This window comes from Magnetococcales bacterium (genome assembly GCA_015231925.1).
Lineage (GTDB): Bacteria > Pseudomonadota > Magnetococcia > Magnetococcales > JADGAQ01 > JADGAQ01.
Window position 1 is genome coordinate 1 of sequence record JADGAQ010000007.1, and the last position, 17,530, is coordinate 17,530.

Genomic DNA, 17,530 nt, shown 5'->3' on the forward strand with positions numbered 1-17,530 from the left:
TGGACCCGTCGGGGGGGATAATCCCCCCCGAACCCCCGTATACCTGAATAGATACGTTGAAGGAGGGGACTTGCATGGGCGGGGGACGGACCGTGGCGGCCCTGGCCATTCCGGGATTGGCGGTGGCGGCGGTGTGCCGGCGGGAACCGGCTGTGGCGGTGTGTCCGCTGGCGGTGGTCGGGGCGGAAGGGCGGGTTGTGGCGGTGAACCGGGAGGCCTGGCGGCGTGGGGTGTGGCCGGGCCAGGCGGAAGGGAGATTGTCCGCCGAGGTGGTGCGTCGGCGCTCTGCGGAAGAGGAGGAAAACGCCATCCGGCAACGTGTGGTGACGCGCCTGCTGGCGGTTACGCCCGCAGTGGAGGAGAACCGGCGGGGGCGCTGGGTCATGGATTTGAGCGGAACGGAGCGCTTGCACGGGCAGGCGGGTGTGGTGACCCTGGATGGGCTGGTGCGGGAGTTGGGGCGGGAGTTCCCGGTGGTGGGCGGCGTGGGCAGCGGGCGTCCGGTGGCGCTCATGGCGGGGGAGGCGGCCTGGCGTTCCGGGCTTGACTGGTTGCGGGTCTTGTCCGGGCAGGAGAGCCGTTTTCTGGGGCCGCTGCCGGTAGGCTTGTTGCCCCGCATGGGGCAGCGCACCGTGGCGCGGTTGCAGCGTTTGGGGGTGGTGCGCATCGCCCAGTTGCTGCAGTGTCCGCAGGAGGCCTTGTTACGGGTTTTCGGGCCTCGGGCCGTGTTGTGGCGACAGGTGGCTACCGGTCAGGATCCGCTGCCCTGGCGACTTTCGGATGGTGCGACGCAGAGGTTGACGGTGGAGCTGGAACCGGGTCTTGCCCTGCAAAAGGAGGAGTCTTTGCGGGCCTTGGTTGCGGGAGGGTGCGAGACGTTGGGCGCCGGACTGCGGCAGGCCGGGCATCATGCCGTGGGGCTGGGGTTGGTTTGGGTCGATTGGGACGGGGTGCGACGGGAAAAGAGTTTGCGGCTGGAAACGGCGGAACAAGGATTCCAGGGTTTGCTGGAGGCGGTTTGGGCGGGCTTGCAGAGCTTGCGGCAACGACGGGTCATGGTGCGGCGGGTGATTATCCGCGTGGAACGGGTGGTGGCGCATCGGCCACGGGACCTCTTCGCCCCGGATGACGAAGCGGCGCGACGGCGGGCCGGCGCCCTGGATCGCACTCTGGACGCCATTCGGGATCGTTTCGGGGGGAATGCGGTCAAGAGGGGGATTCTGCTGGCGGCGGAGTCTGCAACGACGTTGCGTGAGGTGATGCCGCGATGAGTTCGCTCGAAGAGGTGGTGCCGTTGTCCCTGCGCAGCGCCTACTCTCTGTTGGAGGGGGTGGAGCAGCCGGGCGACTGGGTGGCGGAGGGGGTGCGCCGGGGTTGGTCGGCCATGGCGTTGACCGATGTGAATACCCTGGCTGGCATCGTGCCGTTCGTTCAGGCGGCGCACATGGCGGGTATTCAGCCTCTGGTGGGCGTGACCCTGCGACAGGATGCCACCGATGCGGGCCTGGTGGTGCTGGTGGCGGGTGCTTCCGGTTGGCGCGGCGTGTGCCGCGCCGTCTCCTCGTGGCGGCACGGGCGGCGGGAGGAGGCCTGGCAGAATCTTCGGGAGGGGGCCGAGGCTCTGGTGGCGCTGCCCGGTACCGCGCAATGGTTGTGGCGCTGTCTGAAGGTGGAGGGCTGGCGGCGGCAGGAGGCGGGTCTCTTTGCGCGGGTGGGGCCGACAGCCGGTGTCGAGGGGGAGGCCGGTCGGGCCGCGCTTCTGGAGTTGGCCCGCAAGGCGCGGGTGCCGCTGGTGGCCGTTGGGGATGTCGTGGCGCGGGATGTCGGCGGCTTGCGCGCCCAGCGGGTGGTTCGAGCCCTGGCTTCGGGCACCACGGTGCATCGGCTGCCGCCGAACGGGTCGGCCCCCTCCTGGGCGGTCTCTCCCGAGGCCTCTTTCGTGGCGGCCTTCTCCCATTTGCCGGAGGCGTTGGCCAATATCCGGCGTGTGGTGGAGCGTTGTCGTTTCGTGCCGGAGCTGGGCAGACCACTGTTTCCCGTCATGGCGGGCGATGTTCCCCCGGAGGAGGTGTTGCGCCGCCGCACCATGGAGGGGCTGGCCTGGCGTTACCGGCCAACGCTGCCGTTGGAGGCCTTGCGGCGTACCCGCAACGAGCTGGAGTGCATCGGGCGCATGGGCTACGCCAGCTATTTTCTGGTGGTGCATGAGATCGTCCTGGAGGCGCGACGGCGGGGTCTGCCCGTTCTGGGGCGGGGTTCGGCGGCCAACTCGACGGTGGCCTATGCCCTGGGCATCACCCATGTCGATCCGGTGGCTCACCAGCTCTTTTTCGAGCGGTTTCTCAATCCCGAACGTCTGGATCCTCCCGATATCGATCTTGACGTGCCCTGGGATCAGCGGGAGAACCTGTTGCGTTTCGTGGTGGAGCGTTTCGGCGAGGAGCATGTGGCCCTGATCGGGGCCTTTCAGACCTTTCAGACCCGTGGTTTGTTCCGGGAGGTGGGACGGGCACTGGGGCTTCCGCCGGGGATGTTCGGCGCCTTGGCGCGACGCCTGCCCGGTGGATCCCTGGAGCGGTTGGACGCGGTGCTGGCCAGCGGGCATCCGGGTTATCGGGGGTTGCCGTTGCACGAGCCGCCGTGGCGGGATGTGCTGGCCGTGTCGCGCCGTCTGGCCGGGCTGCCCCGCCACTTCGCCCTGCATCCGTGCGGCGTGGCGGTATGCGGACTTCCCGTGCGGGATGTGGTGCCGGTGGTGCCCTCTCCGGAAGGGTGGCCCGCCACCGATGCGGCCATGGGACCGGCGGAGGATCTGGGCCTGATCAAGATCGATCTGTTGGGCAACCGTTCCATGAGCGCCTTGTGTACGGCGCTGTCCGCCCTGGGACGGCGTCGCGCCGAGGATCCGGAGGGAGGGCTGGCTCCGGAGCAGGCCATGGCCGACCCGGCTACCGGAGATCTTCTGGCGCGGGGGGAGACGGTGGGCTGTTTCTACATCGAATCGCCATCCATGCGGGGCGTGCTGAAGCGTCTGGCCTGCCGGGATTTCGAAACCCTGGTCGCCGCCAGTTCCATCATTCGGCCCGGAGTGAATCAGGGCGGGCTGATGGATGCGTTCATCCGGCGGCATCACGGGCTGGAGGAGGCGAGCTGTCCCGATGAGCGTCTGCGTCCCATTCTGCAGGAGACCCACGGCATTCTGGTCTATCAGGAGCAGGTGATTCGCACGGCGGCGGTCATCGCGGGCATGAGCCTGGGGGAGGCCGATCTGTTGCGGCGGGCCATGGGCAAGAAACGACACTGGGAGAAGATGGATTGTTACCGGGAGCGTTTTTTGCGGGGCGCGGTCTCCGGGGGCATGACGGCGGAAGGGGCGCAGGCCTTGTGGGAGCAGATCAGCTCCTTCGCCGGTTACGCCTTTTGCAAGGCCCATTCGGCCAGCTTTGCCCGGCTGAGTTTTCAGATGGCCTGGTTGAAGGTGCATCATCCGGCCTGGTTTTTCGCCGGGATTCTGACCCATCAGGGAGGGTTTTATCATCCCCAGGTCTATGTGGACGAGGCGCGACGCCTGGGCATCGAGCCGCGCCGACCCTGTCTGGTGCTGGGAAGCTGGGAGAGCGTGGCCGAGGGGGAACGGGCCGTGCGTCTGGGCTGGCAATGGATTCGCCATCTCGGACGGGAGGCGGGGGAGCGCATTGCCCGCGCCGCGCCGTTTCGCCATTGGCGGGATTTTTTGCAACGGGTGCCGTTGGACCGGGAAGCGGCGGCCATGCTGGTCTTGAGCGGGGCCGCGGACGCCCTGGAAGGGGTTGTGGACCAAGCGGACCGGCAGGCGTTGTTGTGGGAGCTGGAGGCTTTTCACGGCGCGGCAGCCAAGCCGGAGGCGACGGAGCGGGGCGGTTTGTGGCCGCAAGAGGGGGAGGCCCCCCTCGCGGAGCGTGAACGGACTGCGGAAGAGGTGACCGAGACCCTGTTGCGCCAGATGCAGAGCATGGGGTTGTCCCTGGTGGATCATCCCTTGCGGCTGTATCGGGGGGAGTTGGAGGGGTTGCGAGGACGGGTGGTTTCGGCAAAACGGCTGCTCGACGTGGCGGAAGGGGCCGGCGCCCAATGCGTGGGTCTGCCGGTGGCCCGCAAGGAGATGGTGACCAAACGGGGAGAGCCCATGGCCTTCATGACCTTGTCGGATCGCACCGGGTTGATCGAGACGGTGCTGTTCCCACCGGTTTTACGGCAGGTGGGACCGGCGTTGCGGGGGCCGGGTCCCTGGCATGTGGGGGGCGTGATGCGTCAGGGCAGTCTGGTGGTGGATTGGATGCGGCGGGTTGGAACGTGAAAGCGGCATTAAGATGAAGGGCTGAACGGTTATGGATGGATTTATATCCCTCTTTTCGGGTTAAATGAGGGGCTGATGGTTCATTTGGTCCCGTCCGCTACCCGAAAGGGGGGAAGCCTTGTCCGAAGAACCCGCCGCTCCCTCGGTCTCCTGGTGGAAACGTCCGGTGCGGTTGCTGTTTCGCCTGCTGGCTCTGGTTGTCCTCTTGATCGTTTTGCTGCTGGGCGGCCATTCCTACCTGGTGGAATGGGCACCGGTTCAGGGAAAGCTGCGCGCCGTTCTCAAGGCCAATCTGCCGGGAGAAGTCGATTTTTCCCACATTTCCTTCAATCTGTTTCGCGGCCTGGCCCTGGCCGATGGTCATTGGACCGGCTGGAAGGGGCTCGATCTCCATTTCAAGGAACTTCTCCTCGACTACAAAGCCGCCGCCCTTCTGGGGGGCAAGGTGCAGATCAACCGCGTCGAGCTGAAGGGCTTTCGGGGAGGTGTCGACCTGGAAGCCTTGCGGCAACCTTCGACAGCGCAAACCGAGGGGCCGAGAACCGCTGCCTCCGCGCCGCCGCCACTGCCGCCGCTGGTGCTGGGGGAGTTGCTGGCGGAGGTGGAGAGCTTTTCCCTGCGCTTGACCTCCAGCCGCAGCATCCATCTGGAGCGGCTGAGACTCACTTCCAACCTGAATGCCACGCTCAAATCGTTGAGCGGCCAGGCGACGTTGCAGGTGGCTTCCGTGGGGCTGGTGGAGGGGAAACGCCATCTGACCACGCCGTTGGTGATGCGTTTTGAGCTGCAAGGCAGTCCGAAAGAGGGCCGCATCCGGCTGGACTCCTTTTTCACCCAGTTGGGCCCGGCGTTGGAGGTGCAAGGCAAGGGGGGGGTGACGCGGCTGGAGAACGGCGCCCTGGGGGTGACGGCGGAGGTGGAGCAGGCGGCGCTGCAACTGCCGGAAATCCGCAACCTGCTGGACCACTGGCTGCCCTCCCTGATGAGCGATGCCGAGTTCAAGGGCGGTCTCACCCTGAAAGGGCGGGTTTCGGGAGAGATCCCGCCCGGCGGTCCGGCGAGTCTGGTGGCCGGGGCGGAGCTGGAGGCCAAGGCCGTGGCGGTGCATTGGCCCATGGTGGGGCTCTATCTGGAGCCCAGCCAGGTGGGGCTGCGGGTGGAGGAGATGACCACCCATGCCGATCACCGCTTCGGGGGCCGTTTCGAGGCCACGGGGCGCATTCCGGCGTTGAGCATGGGCGGGCAGCGTCTGCAAGGGGGCGAATTCAGCCTCAAGGGTCGGTTGGAGCCCGACGGCGCGGGGGAGGCATCGCTGCACGCAGGCGTGGAGAGCATCATTCCCGATCTGACGCAGGGCCAGTTGGCGCCGTTCCCCCTGCAGGTTGATCTGCAGAGCCGGTTGAGCGCGGACCATCGCCGTCTGGAATGGCACCTCTCCCGACTGGATTCGGACAAGCTGCTGCAGATGCATTCCAAGGGCCGGCTGCATCGGGTCGACGGGGGCACGGGGTGGGAGAGTTCCGGGGAGGTGCAGGCCAAGGTGGTCCTGAAGGAGCTGTTGACCCGGCTGGCGTCGTTCATTCCGGGAGAGACGCCTCTGCGGCCCGAAGCCCGCAAGGATACCCTTTCCCTCTCCTGGCAGGCGGGGCTGGATGAGCGTTTCCAACCGGTCAGTGGTGATGCCGAAGCCCATCTGCAGGTCGCCTCGTTGCCGTTGGATGCCCGGACCTCCGGTTGGAACGGCAAAGTGGAGACGCTGAGCGCGGATGTGCAGGCCCACCTTCAGGATTCCCGCATCAAGGCGGACACCCGGATAGGCCTCGATCTGACCGGGTTGCGGCAGGGGGCGGATCCGGTACTGAAACGGGCGCGACTGACGGTTCAGGGTTCCGGCACCGGGACTTGGGACGCTGCTACCGGGCGGCCGGTTGCGGATCAGGTGAACCAGCGGCTGGAGATGGAGGTCGAGGGGTTGCACCTGCGGCAGCAGGAGGTTGCCACCGATCTGGATCGCCTGACCCTGCGGGCTGCGGGCACGGCCTGGCCGGAGACGCGACGTTTCCAGTGGGAGCGGTTGAACCTGGAGGCGCCGTCGTTGTTGCAGGTGGAGAGTCGGGGCGAGGTGCAGGGGGATTCCGGCAAGGTGGACGGCAGTCTGGAGATCAAGGCGGGCGATTTGGCCAAACTGAACAAGGCCGTGCGTCTCAAGGTTCTGGAAGAGCGGGAGATCGGCGATTTCGCGGGCCGACTGGCCCTGCGTCTTCAGACCAAGGGCCGGTTGCCCTCGGAGGAGGAGTTGGCCAAAACGACCTTGCCCATGACGGCCTCCCTGTCGCTTCAGGGAGAGGGGTTGGCGGGGCGCATGGGCAATCTGTCGTTCAAGGGGGTGCATCCGGACATGCGTTTCGGGTATACGCCGGGAGTCGGCGAAGGCCTCGACTGGAACGGCAAGGTGAAGGCCGCCCGGTTGCAGCTTCCGGGCGAGATGGTGCTACAGGAGGTGACGGGGGATTGGGGCATTGCCCTGAAGGGGGGCAGACTGTTGCAGGTGGATCACCTGAAGGCGGCGTTTCCGGGAGTCGATTTTCAGTTGGAGGGGCGGACGGAGGGTTTTGACGCGGTGCGACAGGCCCGGGGCGAGGAGGCCCTGACGGCGGCGTTGCGTCGTCTGTTTGCCACACTGCACAGCCGGTTGTTCATCGATCTGGAACGGATGAGCGCCATGTTGGCCAGGCCCGATGTGCAGGGGCGCGGCCAACTGGCCCTGGAGTTGGGACTGACCAAGGAGGAGAAGAAGCAGCAGTTCGCCTCCCGGCTGGAGATGGATTTCAAGAAGGTCGATCTGACCGCGCCGGGATTGCGGTTGCAGGGACTCGACGGGGAGGTGGATCTGCGCAAGAACCTGCGCTTTGCCAGAGAGGAGAGTCGGGGCAAAACGGCGGTCTCCCACCTGGTGCCCACGGATCTGCTGCCGGAACTCCTGGGAACCGGGAAAGAGGGGCGGGTGATCCGCATCAAATCCCTGCAATCCGGGGCCTGGAAGCTGGACGATATCCACGCCTACCTCGATTTCCAGCAGGAGACCCTGCGCTTGCAGCAACTGGGATTGAACCTCCTGGGGGGCAACGTCGGCGGGGATCTGCAGTTGGTGACCGGCAAGGAGCCGTTGTTGCGATTCCGGCTGGAGGGGGTCAACCTCGACGTGGCCACCTTGACCGGGGTCAAATCCACCTCTGCGGAAGGGGGCAGTCAGGTCGATCTGTTGCTCAACGGGGTGATTCCCTTGAGTTCCGGGGAGGAGCCGCTGGTTCTGGAGCGGGCCGAAATGAACGTGGTGGCGCCGCGCATCGGTCGGCGGGCGGTGGTGGATCTGTTGCGGTTTCTGGATCCGGAGGATCGCAACCCGGCTCTGGTGGATGCCCGTTCCAAGGTGAATCTGGCCAACCCTTCCCGGTTGGAGGTGCGATTCCGCCATGGGGTGGTCTCGTTGCGCATCGATTTTCAGGAAGGGGTGTTGGATGCCTTGCGCATGGAGCGCATCCCGGTGCGGGGTCTGGCGAAACTGAAGGGCATGCAACCGGTGCTGGAGCCGTTGCGCGGGCTGGTGGCGGTTTTACAGCGCATTGGCAGCGACAGTCTGGCCGGGGAGGAAAAGAGTCCATGAAAAGCCATTGGAAAAGAGGCGTTGCGCTGGTGTTGAGCCTGGTTCTGGCGGGGTGCGGCTCGGGACCGCTGGTGGGCATCACCGTGGTGGACGAACGCACCGCCCTGGAGAATCAGGTGTTGGGCAGCTACGAATCCCTGGGCCGGGAGATGCAACTGGTGGCTTCGGTGCGGGGCATCGATCCCCAGGGCAAGCTGGTGGAACAGGCGGCCACGCCTCCCGGCAAGATGAAGGTGGTGCGGGCCATGCAGCGTTCCGCCTTCAACCGGGACGATCTGGTCCGCTTCAAGAAGGAGGGGTGGATCGGGGAGGCCAACGACGGGCGTTTGCTGGTTCGGGAGGGGGCGACCCTGCCGGAGTCGGAACGCAAGATGGTGGAGGCCCTGATCGGAGAGGAGAACAGTGACCGGGAGGCCATCATTCGCCGGGTGCTGGAGAGCAACGAAGGCATGAAGGAGGAGGATCTGCAACGCATTCGCCGCACCTTTGCCTCCATGCGCCGGGATCAGGCCCAGCCGGGAGAGTGGTTGCAGGAGGAGGACGGCAAATGGCGACAAAAACCCTGATCGCCGCGCTCCTCGGTCTCTTTCTGCTGCCGGCGGCTGCCACGGCGCAGGAAGGCGCGGGGCAGATCCCGCGTCCGATACCGCTGGCGGGACATTCCGCGCTGGATTTCGCTCCCTCGCTGTCGGCCAACGGACGGCTGGTGGCCTTCTGTTCGGAGCGGTCCGGCAACCGGGATATCTGGCTTCTGGAACGGGGCGAGGCGGCCCGTCCCATTCCCCGGCAGGTTACGGACCATCCGGGGGAGGACCACTCTCCCGCCCTGAGTTCCAAGGGGGATCGGCTGCTCTTCGTCTCCCACCGCACCGATACCCGTGGGGATATTTACCTGCAGGATCTGCTGACCGGCAAGGTGGAGCGGTTGAGCGACGGGGCCAGCGCCGACAGTCGTCCCTTCTGGGATGGGGAGGGGCGTTTCGCCTACTACCTGAAACGCCTGCCCGGCGAGAGTACGGGTCGGTTGATGAAACGCCTGCCGGGCGAAAACCGGGAGGAGGAGGTTCTGGCCGGCCTTTCGGATTACGCCCCGGGGCCTGGGGGGCAGGTGGTGCGGCCGGGCAGACGGGGCCTGGAGGTTGTCTCTCCCGCCGACGGCGTGGTGCGGGAAGTGACCGACGGGGGATTTCTGGAGACCAACCCGGTCGTCGACGAGGCGGGTCGGATCGTTTTCGCCCGATACAGCGAAGACTCCAACCAGGACGGGGTGGTGAATTCGGCGGATCATTCCGCCATCTGGATGGCCCTCTTCGACTGGTCGGCGGGCCGGACCACCGGGCTCTATCAGATTACCCCGGAAGGGGGGTTTCACCTGCAGCCCACGGCGGCGCAGGGGGTTGTGGTCTATGCCGATCTGGGGGCGGGGGATGTCAAGGAGCTGTCGATTGCCGGATTGCCCGCCTTTTACGCTCGGGAGCAGGAGGCGCGGGAGCTGGCGGAGAATCTCTTCGACGAAGGGCGTTCCGACGAGGGGTTGATGGTGCTGGGCAACCGGGTGCGTCAGATTTCGCAGCAGGCGGCGAGCGGTCTGACCTTCGATCTGGCCTGGCGGCTTCGGGAGGCGGGACGTTTCCATCAGGCGGAAAATGTGTTGCGTTCGTTGCAGGGGTTTTCCCCCCGGGATGCGGCTTTGGGGGAGATGGGAAGGCTGGTTCTGCCTCTCTACCGCCAGGCCGGTACCCTTGATTCCCGCACGCTGCGCCAGCGCGTGGAGGAGACATCCCGCAAGGTACTGGAGCGGGCGGGTCGGGAGAAGGGGGATGCCGTGGTGGCAGGCACCGCCTGGATCGAAAGCGGGCACCTTTTCCTGCTGGCGGGGGATACCCTGCGGGCTCTGGAACACCTCTCACGGGCCACGGCCTCGGCGGACGCGGAGGTTCGGGGCCGGGCACTGTTCAGCAAGGCCAAGGTTTTTCGCACCCTGAACAACGACGGGGAGCTGCGCAAGCTCTTTCTGGAGGTGATCGCCACCTTCGGGGAGGAGAGCCGCATGGGGCGGCGGGCCATTGCCCAGGCGCTGGAAGTTGCAGCGGTGGGGGCGTCGGTTATGGATCAGACGGCGGCGTTGCGGGCCTTTGCCGACACCCGTCCCGATTTGCCGCAACTGGGCAGCGAGGCGCAGTTCCGGGTGGCGGAGTTGTACCATGCGGCGGGTGACGGTCCCAAGGCCGTGGAGGCTTTGGACGATCTCCTGCAACGCTTCGCGGAACGCAAGCCGGCGATTCGGGAACGGGCCTGGCGGCTCAAAGCCGACTGGCTGACGGAACTGGAACGTTACGAAGAGGCTGCGGCGGCCTACACCCGACTGATGGAGGTGGGGGCCAATCCGCGGGAGGCGCGGGAACTGTTGCACCGTCTGGTGGTGCAACAGGTGCGGGCCGCCCTGCAGATACGGGATCTGGGGGATGGACAGGTGGCCTTGCGACGCTTGCGCCAGATTCTGGATCGCCATCCGGAGATGGTGGAGGTGCATCGCGGCTATATCGAAACCCGGGCCATGTTGGGGGAGATGACGGGGATACGGGATCTTTACCGCACCCGGATGGGAGAAAATCCGGGGAATCCCCTCTACCAGTACGGTTACGCCCTGGCCCTCTCCTACGAGGCCAATCCCGACTTTTCCCGGTTGATCCAACTGCTGGAGGAGGTGGTGGCCCGTGATGGCGGGGTGGCCTCCTATTTCCAGACCCTGGGCTGGGCTTACGAGCAGGCGGAGCAGGTGGGCAAGGCGGGGCAGGGGCTGTTGGAAAAGGCGGCTTCGAGTTATGGCAATGCGCTGCAGTTGACCGATACCGCCCTCTTTCCGGAGAGTGAGGCGGCGCTGTTGCTCAATCTCGGCAACGTCATGCACGCCCTGGACAACCACGGCGAAGCCTTTCGCCATTACGCCCGGCGCGAAGCCCTGGGGCGCTTTACCCGCAACGTCACCACCGAATTGATCTTTCACAAGCGCTTCGGCCAGAGCGCCTTCCGCATCGGTCAGATGGAGGAGGCCGTGCGACAGTTCGACAAGGCGCTCTCCATGGTTCCCGAAAAGGAGGAGCCTCTGCGCACGGAGATCATCGAACGCCTGGCGCTGGTCTACCAGGAGATGGGACGCCACACCGAGGCGGTGGCCCGTTTTTCGGAAGCGTTGGAGGCCAATGTCAAGGCGGGGCGCACGCGCAATCTGGCCATGCTGCGGCGCAACATCGGGGTCAACCTCTATCGATTGGCCCAGTCCGGCAAGGGGGGCGACCGCAAAGCGCTGGAGTCGGCCCTGGAGAGCTATTTCCTGGGGCTGGACGCCTTGCGGCAGTTCGGCGTCAAGGAGCAAAAAGCCGGGGATAGCCTGATCCAGATGGATCTGGCTCTTTCGGGCGGCGGAGGTGGTGCGGCCAGGGGCTTCGATCAAAACGGGGAGGAGAAGCTGCTCTTCGGTTATCTGGCCGACAGCTTCGCCCGGTTGGGCGAGAGCCAAACCGCCAGGGAGTGGTTTTCCCGTCAGTTGCAGCGGTTTCCCTCGGGATTGGCCCCCGGACCGGGGGCTTCGGTTTCGCTGCTGGCCGAAAAGGCAGTGGTGCTCAACCGCCTGGCGGGGCTGGCTTATGTGCAAGGGGAGAAGGAGGTGGCCCTGGGGCATCTGCGGGAGTCACTGGGCATCACTCGCGCCTTGAGCCTCTCCCACGGCAGCCGGGTCAATCTGTTCAACCTGGCGGTGATCCTCGGAGAGTTCGTGGTGGCCGGGCGCGACGTTTCCCTCCCGCTGGTCGGGGAGATGGTTGCGGCTTGGCGGGAGCTGGCTCCGGGGGGAACGGAGCCCCTCGATTTCCACCTGATGACTTCACTGGCCTTTCTCTTCGCCACCCTGGAGGAACCGCTCGCCGTGGCGGGCGAGGAGCCGCGCAGGGGGGCCGAAAGGCTCTTTGTCTGGCAGGAGCGGGTGGCTTTGGGGCACGACCTCTACCGTCGGGCCCAGGAGTTGCTGGAGAAGGAGTCCCCTTTCGACGCCGGAGAGACGGCGGGTTTGTTGTGGCGGGTGCTGCTGAACCGGCTGGAGCTGGCGGCCTGGGCCGGAAAAGAGGAAGGTGAAGGGCAACTGCGGAAACAGGCCGGAGGTTTGCTGGAGAGCTGGTTGATGGCCGAGGGCTGGATGGCCCGCTGGCAGGAGGCCCAGGCCCAAAGCGACCCGGAGGTGCGCCTGCAAAAGCTGCTTCAGGCGGGGGAGAGCCAGCTCTCCCTCTCGCCGTTGCTCTTTTCGAGGGGCGGCGAAGCGGGTTTGGATCTTCTGGCGCGTCGCTTCCAAAGGGAGCTGGTGCGCACGCTGTGGGAGGCGGGACGGGGTGCGGAGGCCTTCCACTGGCTGGAGCGCCTCGAAGCCCGACGCCTGGCCGCGCTCCTTTATGCCCGCCACGGGGAGCCGCTCTTCTTCGCCGGATTGGGAGAGGCCGGCAGGACTCTCAAGGATCGCTTGGCGGCCATGCGGGAGGCGATTGCCCAGCCGGTCCCGGCGGCGTTGCGGAGCCGCATGGGGGAGGAGTGGGGCCAGGAGGTGTTGAGCCTTTTCGAGGAGCATCCCGAGGCGGTGGCCCTGCTCTGGTCCTATCCGCTGGACCAGGGGGTTTTGGGCAATTCATTGAGTGCCGAAGCCCCTTACCTGCGCACGTTTTCCCTCGGCGAGACCACGCTGCTGTTCCTGCACGACGGCCAGCGGATTCTCGTCTCTTCGCTGGGTGGTGATGGCCAGCCGGTGGAGGCGGCGCTGCGGGAGGCCTTGTCCGCAGCCAAACACCTCTCCTGGGCGGGCGCTTCCGCCGCCCGGTCCGATCGCCCCTCGGTGCGGGTGGGTACGGTCTACGATGTGGTGGCCGCCAACGCCTTGCGAAGGGTCTTTTTCAATCGGGTCGTGGTGGCGGGGGTGGGGGTCGACCTTGCCGGAAGGCTTCCCGGTGGCGAGAAGAGCGAGTCGGCCAAGGATCGGGAGCAGAGTCTGAAGCGGGTGAAAGAGGGTCATGTGCTGGTCTTCAACCAGGCACCCGGAGTCCAGGGTCTGGTCCTGGGGGCCTCACCCCGCGGGGTGCATTGGCAGGCCTCCTTCGCCGAGCTGGCCGGGGGGCGTGGGCATACGGTCTTTTGGCGGGGCAGCGCCCAGGCCGGAGAGGAAGAGGAGGCGGTTGCATCGAGTGGCTGGTTGCGCAGCGGCTTCCCCCATCTGGTGCGGGTGGATGGCGCGGTTTCCGAGGAGAAGCTGCTTGCATTGGTGTCGCACTACCAGCAAGGTTTGGAGCGGGGGCGCTCCCATGAGGCCCTGACGACCGCTGCCGCCGCCGTCGGTATCGCTCCGGAGAGTCTCCGGCTGTGGGGCGGCATGGGACTCGATCCGGAGGGGCGTTCGGAAGAGGTGCGACGCCTCTTTCAGGAAGAGGTGCTGGCTGCGGGAGCCGCCGCCAGGGAAGAGAAATGGCCGGAAGCGGTGTTGCATGGGGAGAACGCCCTGGCCGTCCTCGACCGGACGGGGCAGGAGGAGTTGCGTTCCCGGTTGACCCGCTTCGTGGTGGACGGTTGTTTCCGCACCGAGGCCTTCGACCGGGCGGTGGGTCATCAGCAGCAGTTGCTGGCCTGGCTGGAGAAGCGGCAGGCGCCGGTTGCGGATCTCTCCCAGGCCCACTTCACCCTGGGGGTGTTGTATTCCCGGGTGGAAGCCTTCCAATCCGCCGTGGACCATTTGCAACGGGCTCTGACCCTGTGGGAGGGCTCCAATGCCCGGGAGCGTCTGGCGGAAGGGCTCTCCACCCTGGGAGTGGTGCGGGAGAATATGGGGGATTACGCCTCCGCCCTCGAAGAGTTCGCCCGCTCCTCCAGCCTTTACGGCGAATTGGGTTCGCAAAACGATCTGGCGCAACAGTATCGCAAGATCGGTCGCATCCACTATCTGCGGCTGGGACAGTACGAGCGGGCCAGGGAGGCGTTTCTGGAGGCGTTGCAATACTTCCGCCGGACGGGGGATCGCAAGGGCGAGGTGGAGTCCCTCTACGATGTCGGCCTGACCTGGGAAAAATCGGGCAATCTGGAGGAGGCGGACCGCCATTTCCAGGAGGGGCGCACCCTGGCAACGGCTCTGGAAGATGCCTTTCTGGTGGCCAGCGGCACCTTGTATCTGGCCAACTCCGCCTGGTACCGGGGCGACTACCAGGATGCCTTCCGGCTGCTGCTGGAGACTCGCGAGGAGGCGCGCAAGGCCGGGGACAAGCCGTTGGAGATCATGGTGGAAAACACTCGGGGTCTGGTCTACTGGACCCTCAACCAGCTCGACAAGGCGCTGTGGCACCTGGAAGAGGCGGTCAAGATGTCCAAGGAGGCGGACATTCCTTCGGAGCTGGCCTCCTCCTACAACAATCTGGGGCAGATCTACCGCAGTCGGGGGGATTGCCAACAGGCCCTGACCTGGTTCGGACGGGCGGAGGAGATCGATATCCGCCTCAAGAGCCGTTGGGGGCAGAGCTACGATGCCCGCAACATCGGTTCGTGTCTGCAGATGCTGGGGCGCCTGCCTCAGGCCAGGGAACGGTTGCTGCAGGCCCGGACGCTGAGCAGCGAGCTGGGCGACGCGGTGAACCTCTCCAAAACGCTGCTGGAGTTGGGCTTGTTGCATCGCAAGCTGGGGCAAAGTGCCGAAGCGGACGCCTACTTCAACGAAGCCTTCGAACTGGCCAGTCGCCATCTGCTCAAGGAGGTTTTGTGGCGGGCTGCGGCGGGCCGGGCGGCGATTCTGGCCGAGGCGGGCCAGGCGGAAGAGGCCATCCGGTGGTACGACCGGGCGGTGCAGATGGTGGAGTGGATGCGGGCGGCGCTGCGCATCGACGAGTTGCGCAACAGCTTCCAGGAGAACAAGCAGGATCTCTACCGGGAGCTGGTCTCCCTGCTGGTGCAACAGGGGCGGGAACGGGAGGCCTTCGACTACGTGGAGCGCTTCCGGGCCCGCAACTTCATCGACCTTCTGGGCAATCAGCGCATCGCCCTGCGGGACAGCGGCGACGAAAAGGAGGTGGCTCGGGTGAGTCGGCTGTTCCAAGAGCTGGAGGGGGTTTCCCGCGAGGTGGCCTCCCACGCGGGCAAGGTGCCGCCGGCCTTGCAGGAGCGTTTGCGACAGATGACCCTCAAGGCCGAAGAGGCCCAGTTGGAGTTGCGGCAGAGGAATCCCGAACTGAGTAGCTTCGTCAGCGTCAACCCCATGGGTCTGGCCGGTTTCGAAGCCAAGGTGGAGCCGGGCGTGGCCTATCTGGCCTATCTGATCGGTGAGAAGGAGCTGTTCATCTGGCTGGTGGAACCGGGCCGGACCCGCTTTTTCAAGGTGGCCGTGGGGGCCGGGGAGTTGGGGGAGACCATTCGGCAATACCGGGAGCGCATGCAGCGGCTGGAACCGGTGGATCCGATTCTGGAGCGGCTCTACGGCTGGCTGGTGGCTCCGGTGGGCGAGGCCCTGGCCTCGGTGCGCTACCTGGGCATCATTCCCGACGGGCCGCTGCATTTCCTCTCCTTTTCGGCGCTGCGGGGGCCCAAGGGCTACCTGGTGGATGAACGTCCCCTTTTCTACGCGCCTTCGGCCTCGGCGGCCATCTTCTCCCAGGGCAAACGCAAGGCGGTGAAGAACACCCGTGTGCTGGCCATGGGCAATCCCGATCTGGGCAACTTCAATCTGAATCTGCCCCTGGCGGAACTGGAAGCCAACAGCATTCGCTGGCCTTTCCCGGACGGCGATTTCCTGGTGGGAGCCAAGGCATCCAAAGAGTGGTTCACCCGCAACGTCTCCCGCTACGGCATCATCCACATCGCGGCTCACGGGGAGTTTCAGGGGGTCAATCCCCTCTTTTCGGCCCTCTTTCTGTCGGGCAGGGAAGATGATCAGCAACGCCTGACCATGAAGGAGATCTTCTCCCTGGAGATCAACGCCGACCTGGTCACCCTGAGCGCCTGTCAGACGGGATTGGGCCAGCAGCACGGCGGGGAGATCATCGGCATGAACCGGGCCTTCCTCTATGCCGGCACCCACGCCCTCATCTCCTCGTTGTGGCGGGTGGACGATCTGGCCACGGCGGTGTTGATGAAACATTTCTATCGGGAATACGCCAAACGCAACAAGGCCGAGAGTCTGCGCGCCGCCCAGGTGACGGTGAAACGGCAGTTTTCCCACCCGGCCTATTGGGCGGGCTTCCAGTTGCAGGGGGATTATCAGTAGCCCCGGCGCAAGCGGGCGATGAGACGACGGCGGGCCTGATGCAGGGCGAGGCCCAGTTCGGGACCGGGAGGGAGCTTCAGAGAGGCGCCGGTGAGGCGGCGTCCCTGCTCCAGACAGGCTTCCAGAAAGGTCAATTGGGGCAGCGACGCTGCTTCCGCCCGACGGGCCAGCAGATCGGCCCGACAAACCTGAACAACCCCGTTCAACCGCTCCGGCTGACGCCAGACATCCATGGCGTCCAGCAGGCGCAGGATACCGGTGGGGGAGAGGGCCAGGGCACGACGCACGGGTTTATGAAAGCGGCAGCCCAGGAAGGCGGCCTCCTGGTAAGCGTTGGGGGCCCGCAGACGCCGGCAGAGGCCTCTGGCCTCCTCCGGCTCCAGTTCGTGCAACAGGGCCGCCAGACGCAGGCGGGGATCCCGGCTGAGGCCGCAGGCGGCGTCGAGGGCTTGCAGGGCGTGCTGCCAGAGGGTTGCGGCCCGATGGTGGCAGCGGCAGGGGCTGCGCCGTTTCAGGGCGGCCAGTTCGGGAAAGAGGGCCTGCAGGGCGCCCCACTCCTCCAGCGCCGTGAAGAAGGCCGCCGGGTTCTCTCCGCCCAGGGCCTTGCGGGTCTCGTCGAAGAGGCGTTCCGGGGAGAGACAGGCCAATTCGCCGTGGCCGACCATTTCGGTCAACAGCACAGAGGTCTCACCGGCCACGGTGAAGCCGTTCAACGTAGCCCGAAAACGGGCCACCCGCAGTACCCGCAGGGGATCGTCCCGAAAGGAGGGGGAGACGTGGCGCAACAATCGCTTCTCCAGATCCCGCCGCCCCCCCCAGGGGTCCAGCAGGGTGTTGCCGCGCGGATCCAGGGCCATGGCGTTGATGGTCAGATCGCGCCGTTGCAGATCCTCCTCCAGGGTGACATCGGGGGAGAAGCGCACCTCGAAGCCGGTATGTCCGGGGGCGGTCTTGTTTTCGGTGCGGGCCAGGGCATACTCCTCCTTGGTTTCGGGGTGCAAAAAAACCGGAAAGGCCCGCCCCACCTGTTTGAAACCACGCTCCAGCATCGCCTCCGGCGTGGCGCCCAACACCACCCAGTCCCGCTCTGCGGAGGGGCGTCCCAGGAGCGCGTCGCGCACCGCGCCCCCCACCAGATGGCACGAGAGTCCCTCCGTAAAGGGATCCGGGTGGGTGGAATCTTCCGGCAAACATTGCGCCGATGGTGGTGTCGGGTTACGGTGAAGCCTTTTTTTCGGCTCGTTTTTCATGGGGG

The 17,530-nt window shown here is 66.0% G+C and carries 6 protein-coding genes; 5 read left to right on the top strand and 1 reads right to left on the bottom strand.

All coding sequences use genetic code 11. The annotated features are described in order from the left end of the window. Window positions 1-74 precede the first annotated feature (74 nt). From HQL56_01690 to HQL56_01710, 5 genes are all read left to right on the top strand, one after another. Window positions 75-1,271, top strand: coding sequence for a hypothetical protein (locus tag HQL56_01690; GenBank protein MBF0308225.1), 1,197 nt, complete (start codon window positions 75-77; stop codon window positions 1,269-1,271). Continuing rightward, window positions 1,268-4,336 carry a DNA polymerase III subunit alpha gene (locus HQL56_01695; GenBank protein ID MBF0308226.1) on the top strand — a complete coding sequence of 1,023 codons (3,069 nt, stop codon included), beginning with the start codon at window positions 1,268-1,270 and terminating at the stop codon, window positions 4,334-4,336. Before HQL56_01690 ends, HQL56_01695 begins: the two co-directional genes overlap by 4 nt. Window positions 4,337-4,454: 118 nt before the next feature. Next, the gene (locus HQL56_01700; protein MBF0308227.1) at window positions 4,455-8,000 is read left to right on the top strand and encodes a hypothetical protein; all 3,546 of its coding nucleotides are present in this window, start codon (window positions 4,455-4,457) and stop codon (window positions 7,998-8,000) included. Then, the gene (locus HQL56_01705) at window positions 7,997-8,566 is read left to right on the top strand and encodes a DUF1318 domain-containing protein (GenBank protein MBF0308228.1); all 570 of its coding nucleotides are present in this window, start codon (window positions 7,997-7,999) and stop codon (window positions 8,564-8,566) included. Before HQL56_01700 ends, HQL56_01705 begins: the two co-directional genes overlap by 4 nt. Further along, window positions 8,548-16,275, top strand: coding sequence for a CHAT domain-containing protein (locus HQL56_01710; GenBank protein MBF0308229.1), 7,728 nt, complete (start codon window positions 8,548-8,550; stop codon window positions 16,273-16,275). The genes HQL56_01705 and HQL56_01710 overlap by 19 nt, the downstream gene beginning before the upstream one ends. Here HQL56_01710 and cca read toward each other — a convergent pair. After that, window positions 16,269-17,525, bottom strand: coding sequence for a multifunctional CCA tRNA nucleotidyl transferase/2'3'-cyclic phosphodiesterase/2'nucleotidase/phosphatase (cca, locus tag HQL56_01715; GenBank protein MBF0308230.1), 1,257 nt, complete (start codon window positions 17,523-17,525; stop codon window positions 16,269-16,271). The two genes, HQL56_01710 and cca, sit on opposite strands and share 7 nt — an antisense overlap. Window positions 17,526-17,530: the final 5 nt, after the last annotated feature.

Excerpts from the sequence above, each read along its gene's own strand:
- cca (MBF0308230.1), bottom strand. The coding sequence starts at position 17,525 with ATGAAAAACGAGCCGAAAAAAAGGCTTCACCGTAACCCGACACCACCA.
- HQL56_01710 (MBF0308229.1), top strand. The coding sequence starts at position 8,548 with ATGGCGACAAAAACCCTGATCGCCGCGCTCCTCGGTCTCTTTCTGCTG.
- HQL56_01705 (MBF0308228.1), top strand. The coding sequence starts at position 7,997 with ATGAAAAGCCATTGGAAAAGAGGCGTTGCGCTGGTGTTGAGCCTGGTT.
- HQL56_01690 (MBF0308225.1), top strand. The coding sequence starts at position 75 with ATGGGCGGGGGACGGACCGTGGCGGCCCTGGCCATTCCGGGATTGGCG.
- HQL56_01695 (MBF0308226.1), top strand. The coding sequence starts at position 1,268 with ATGAGTTCGCTCGAAGAGGTGGTGCCGTTGTCCCTGCGCAGCGCCTAC.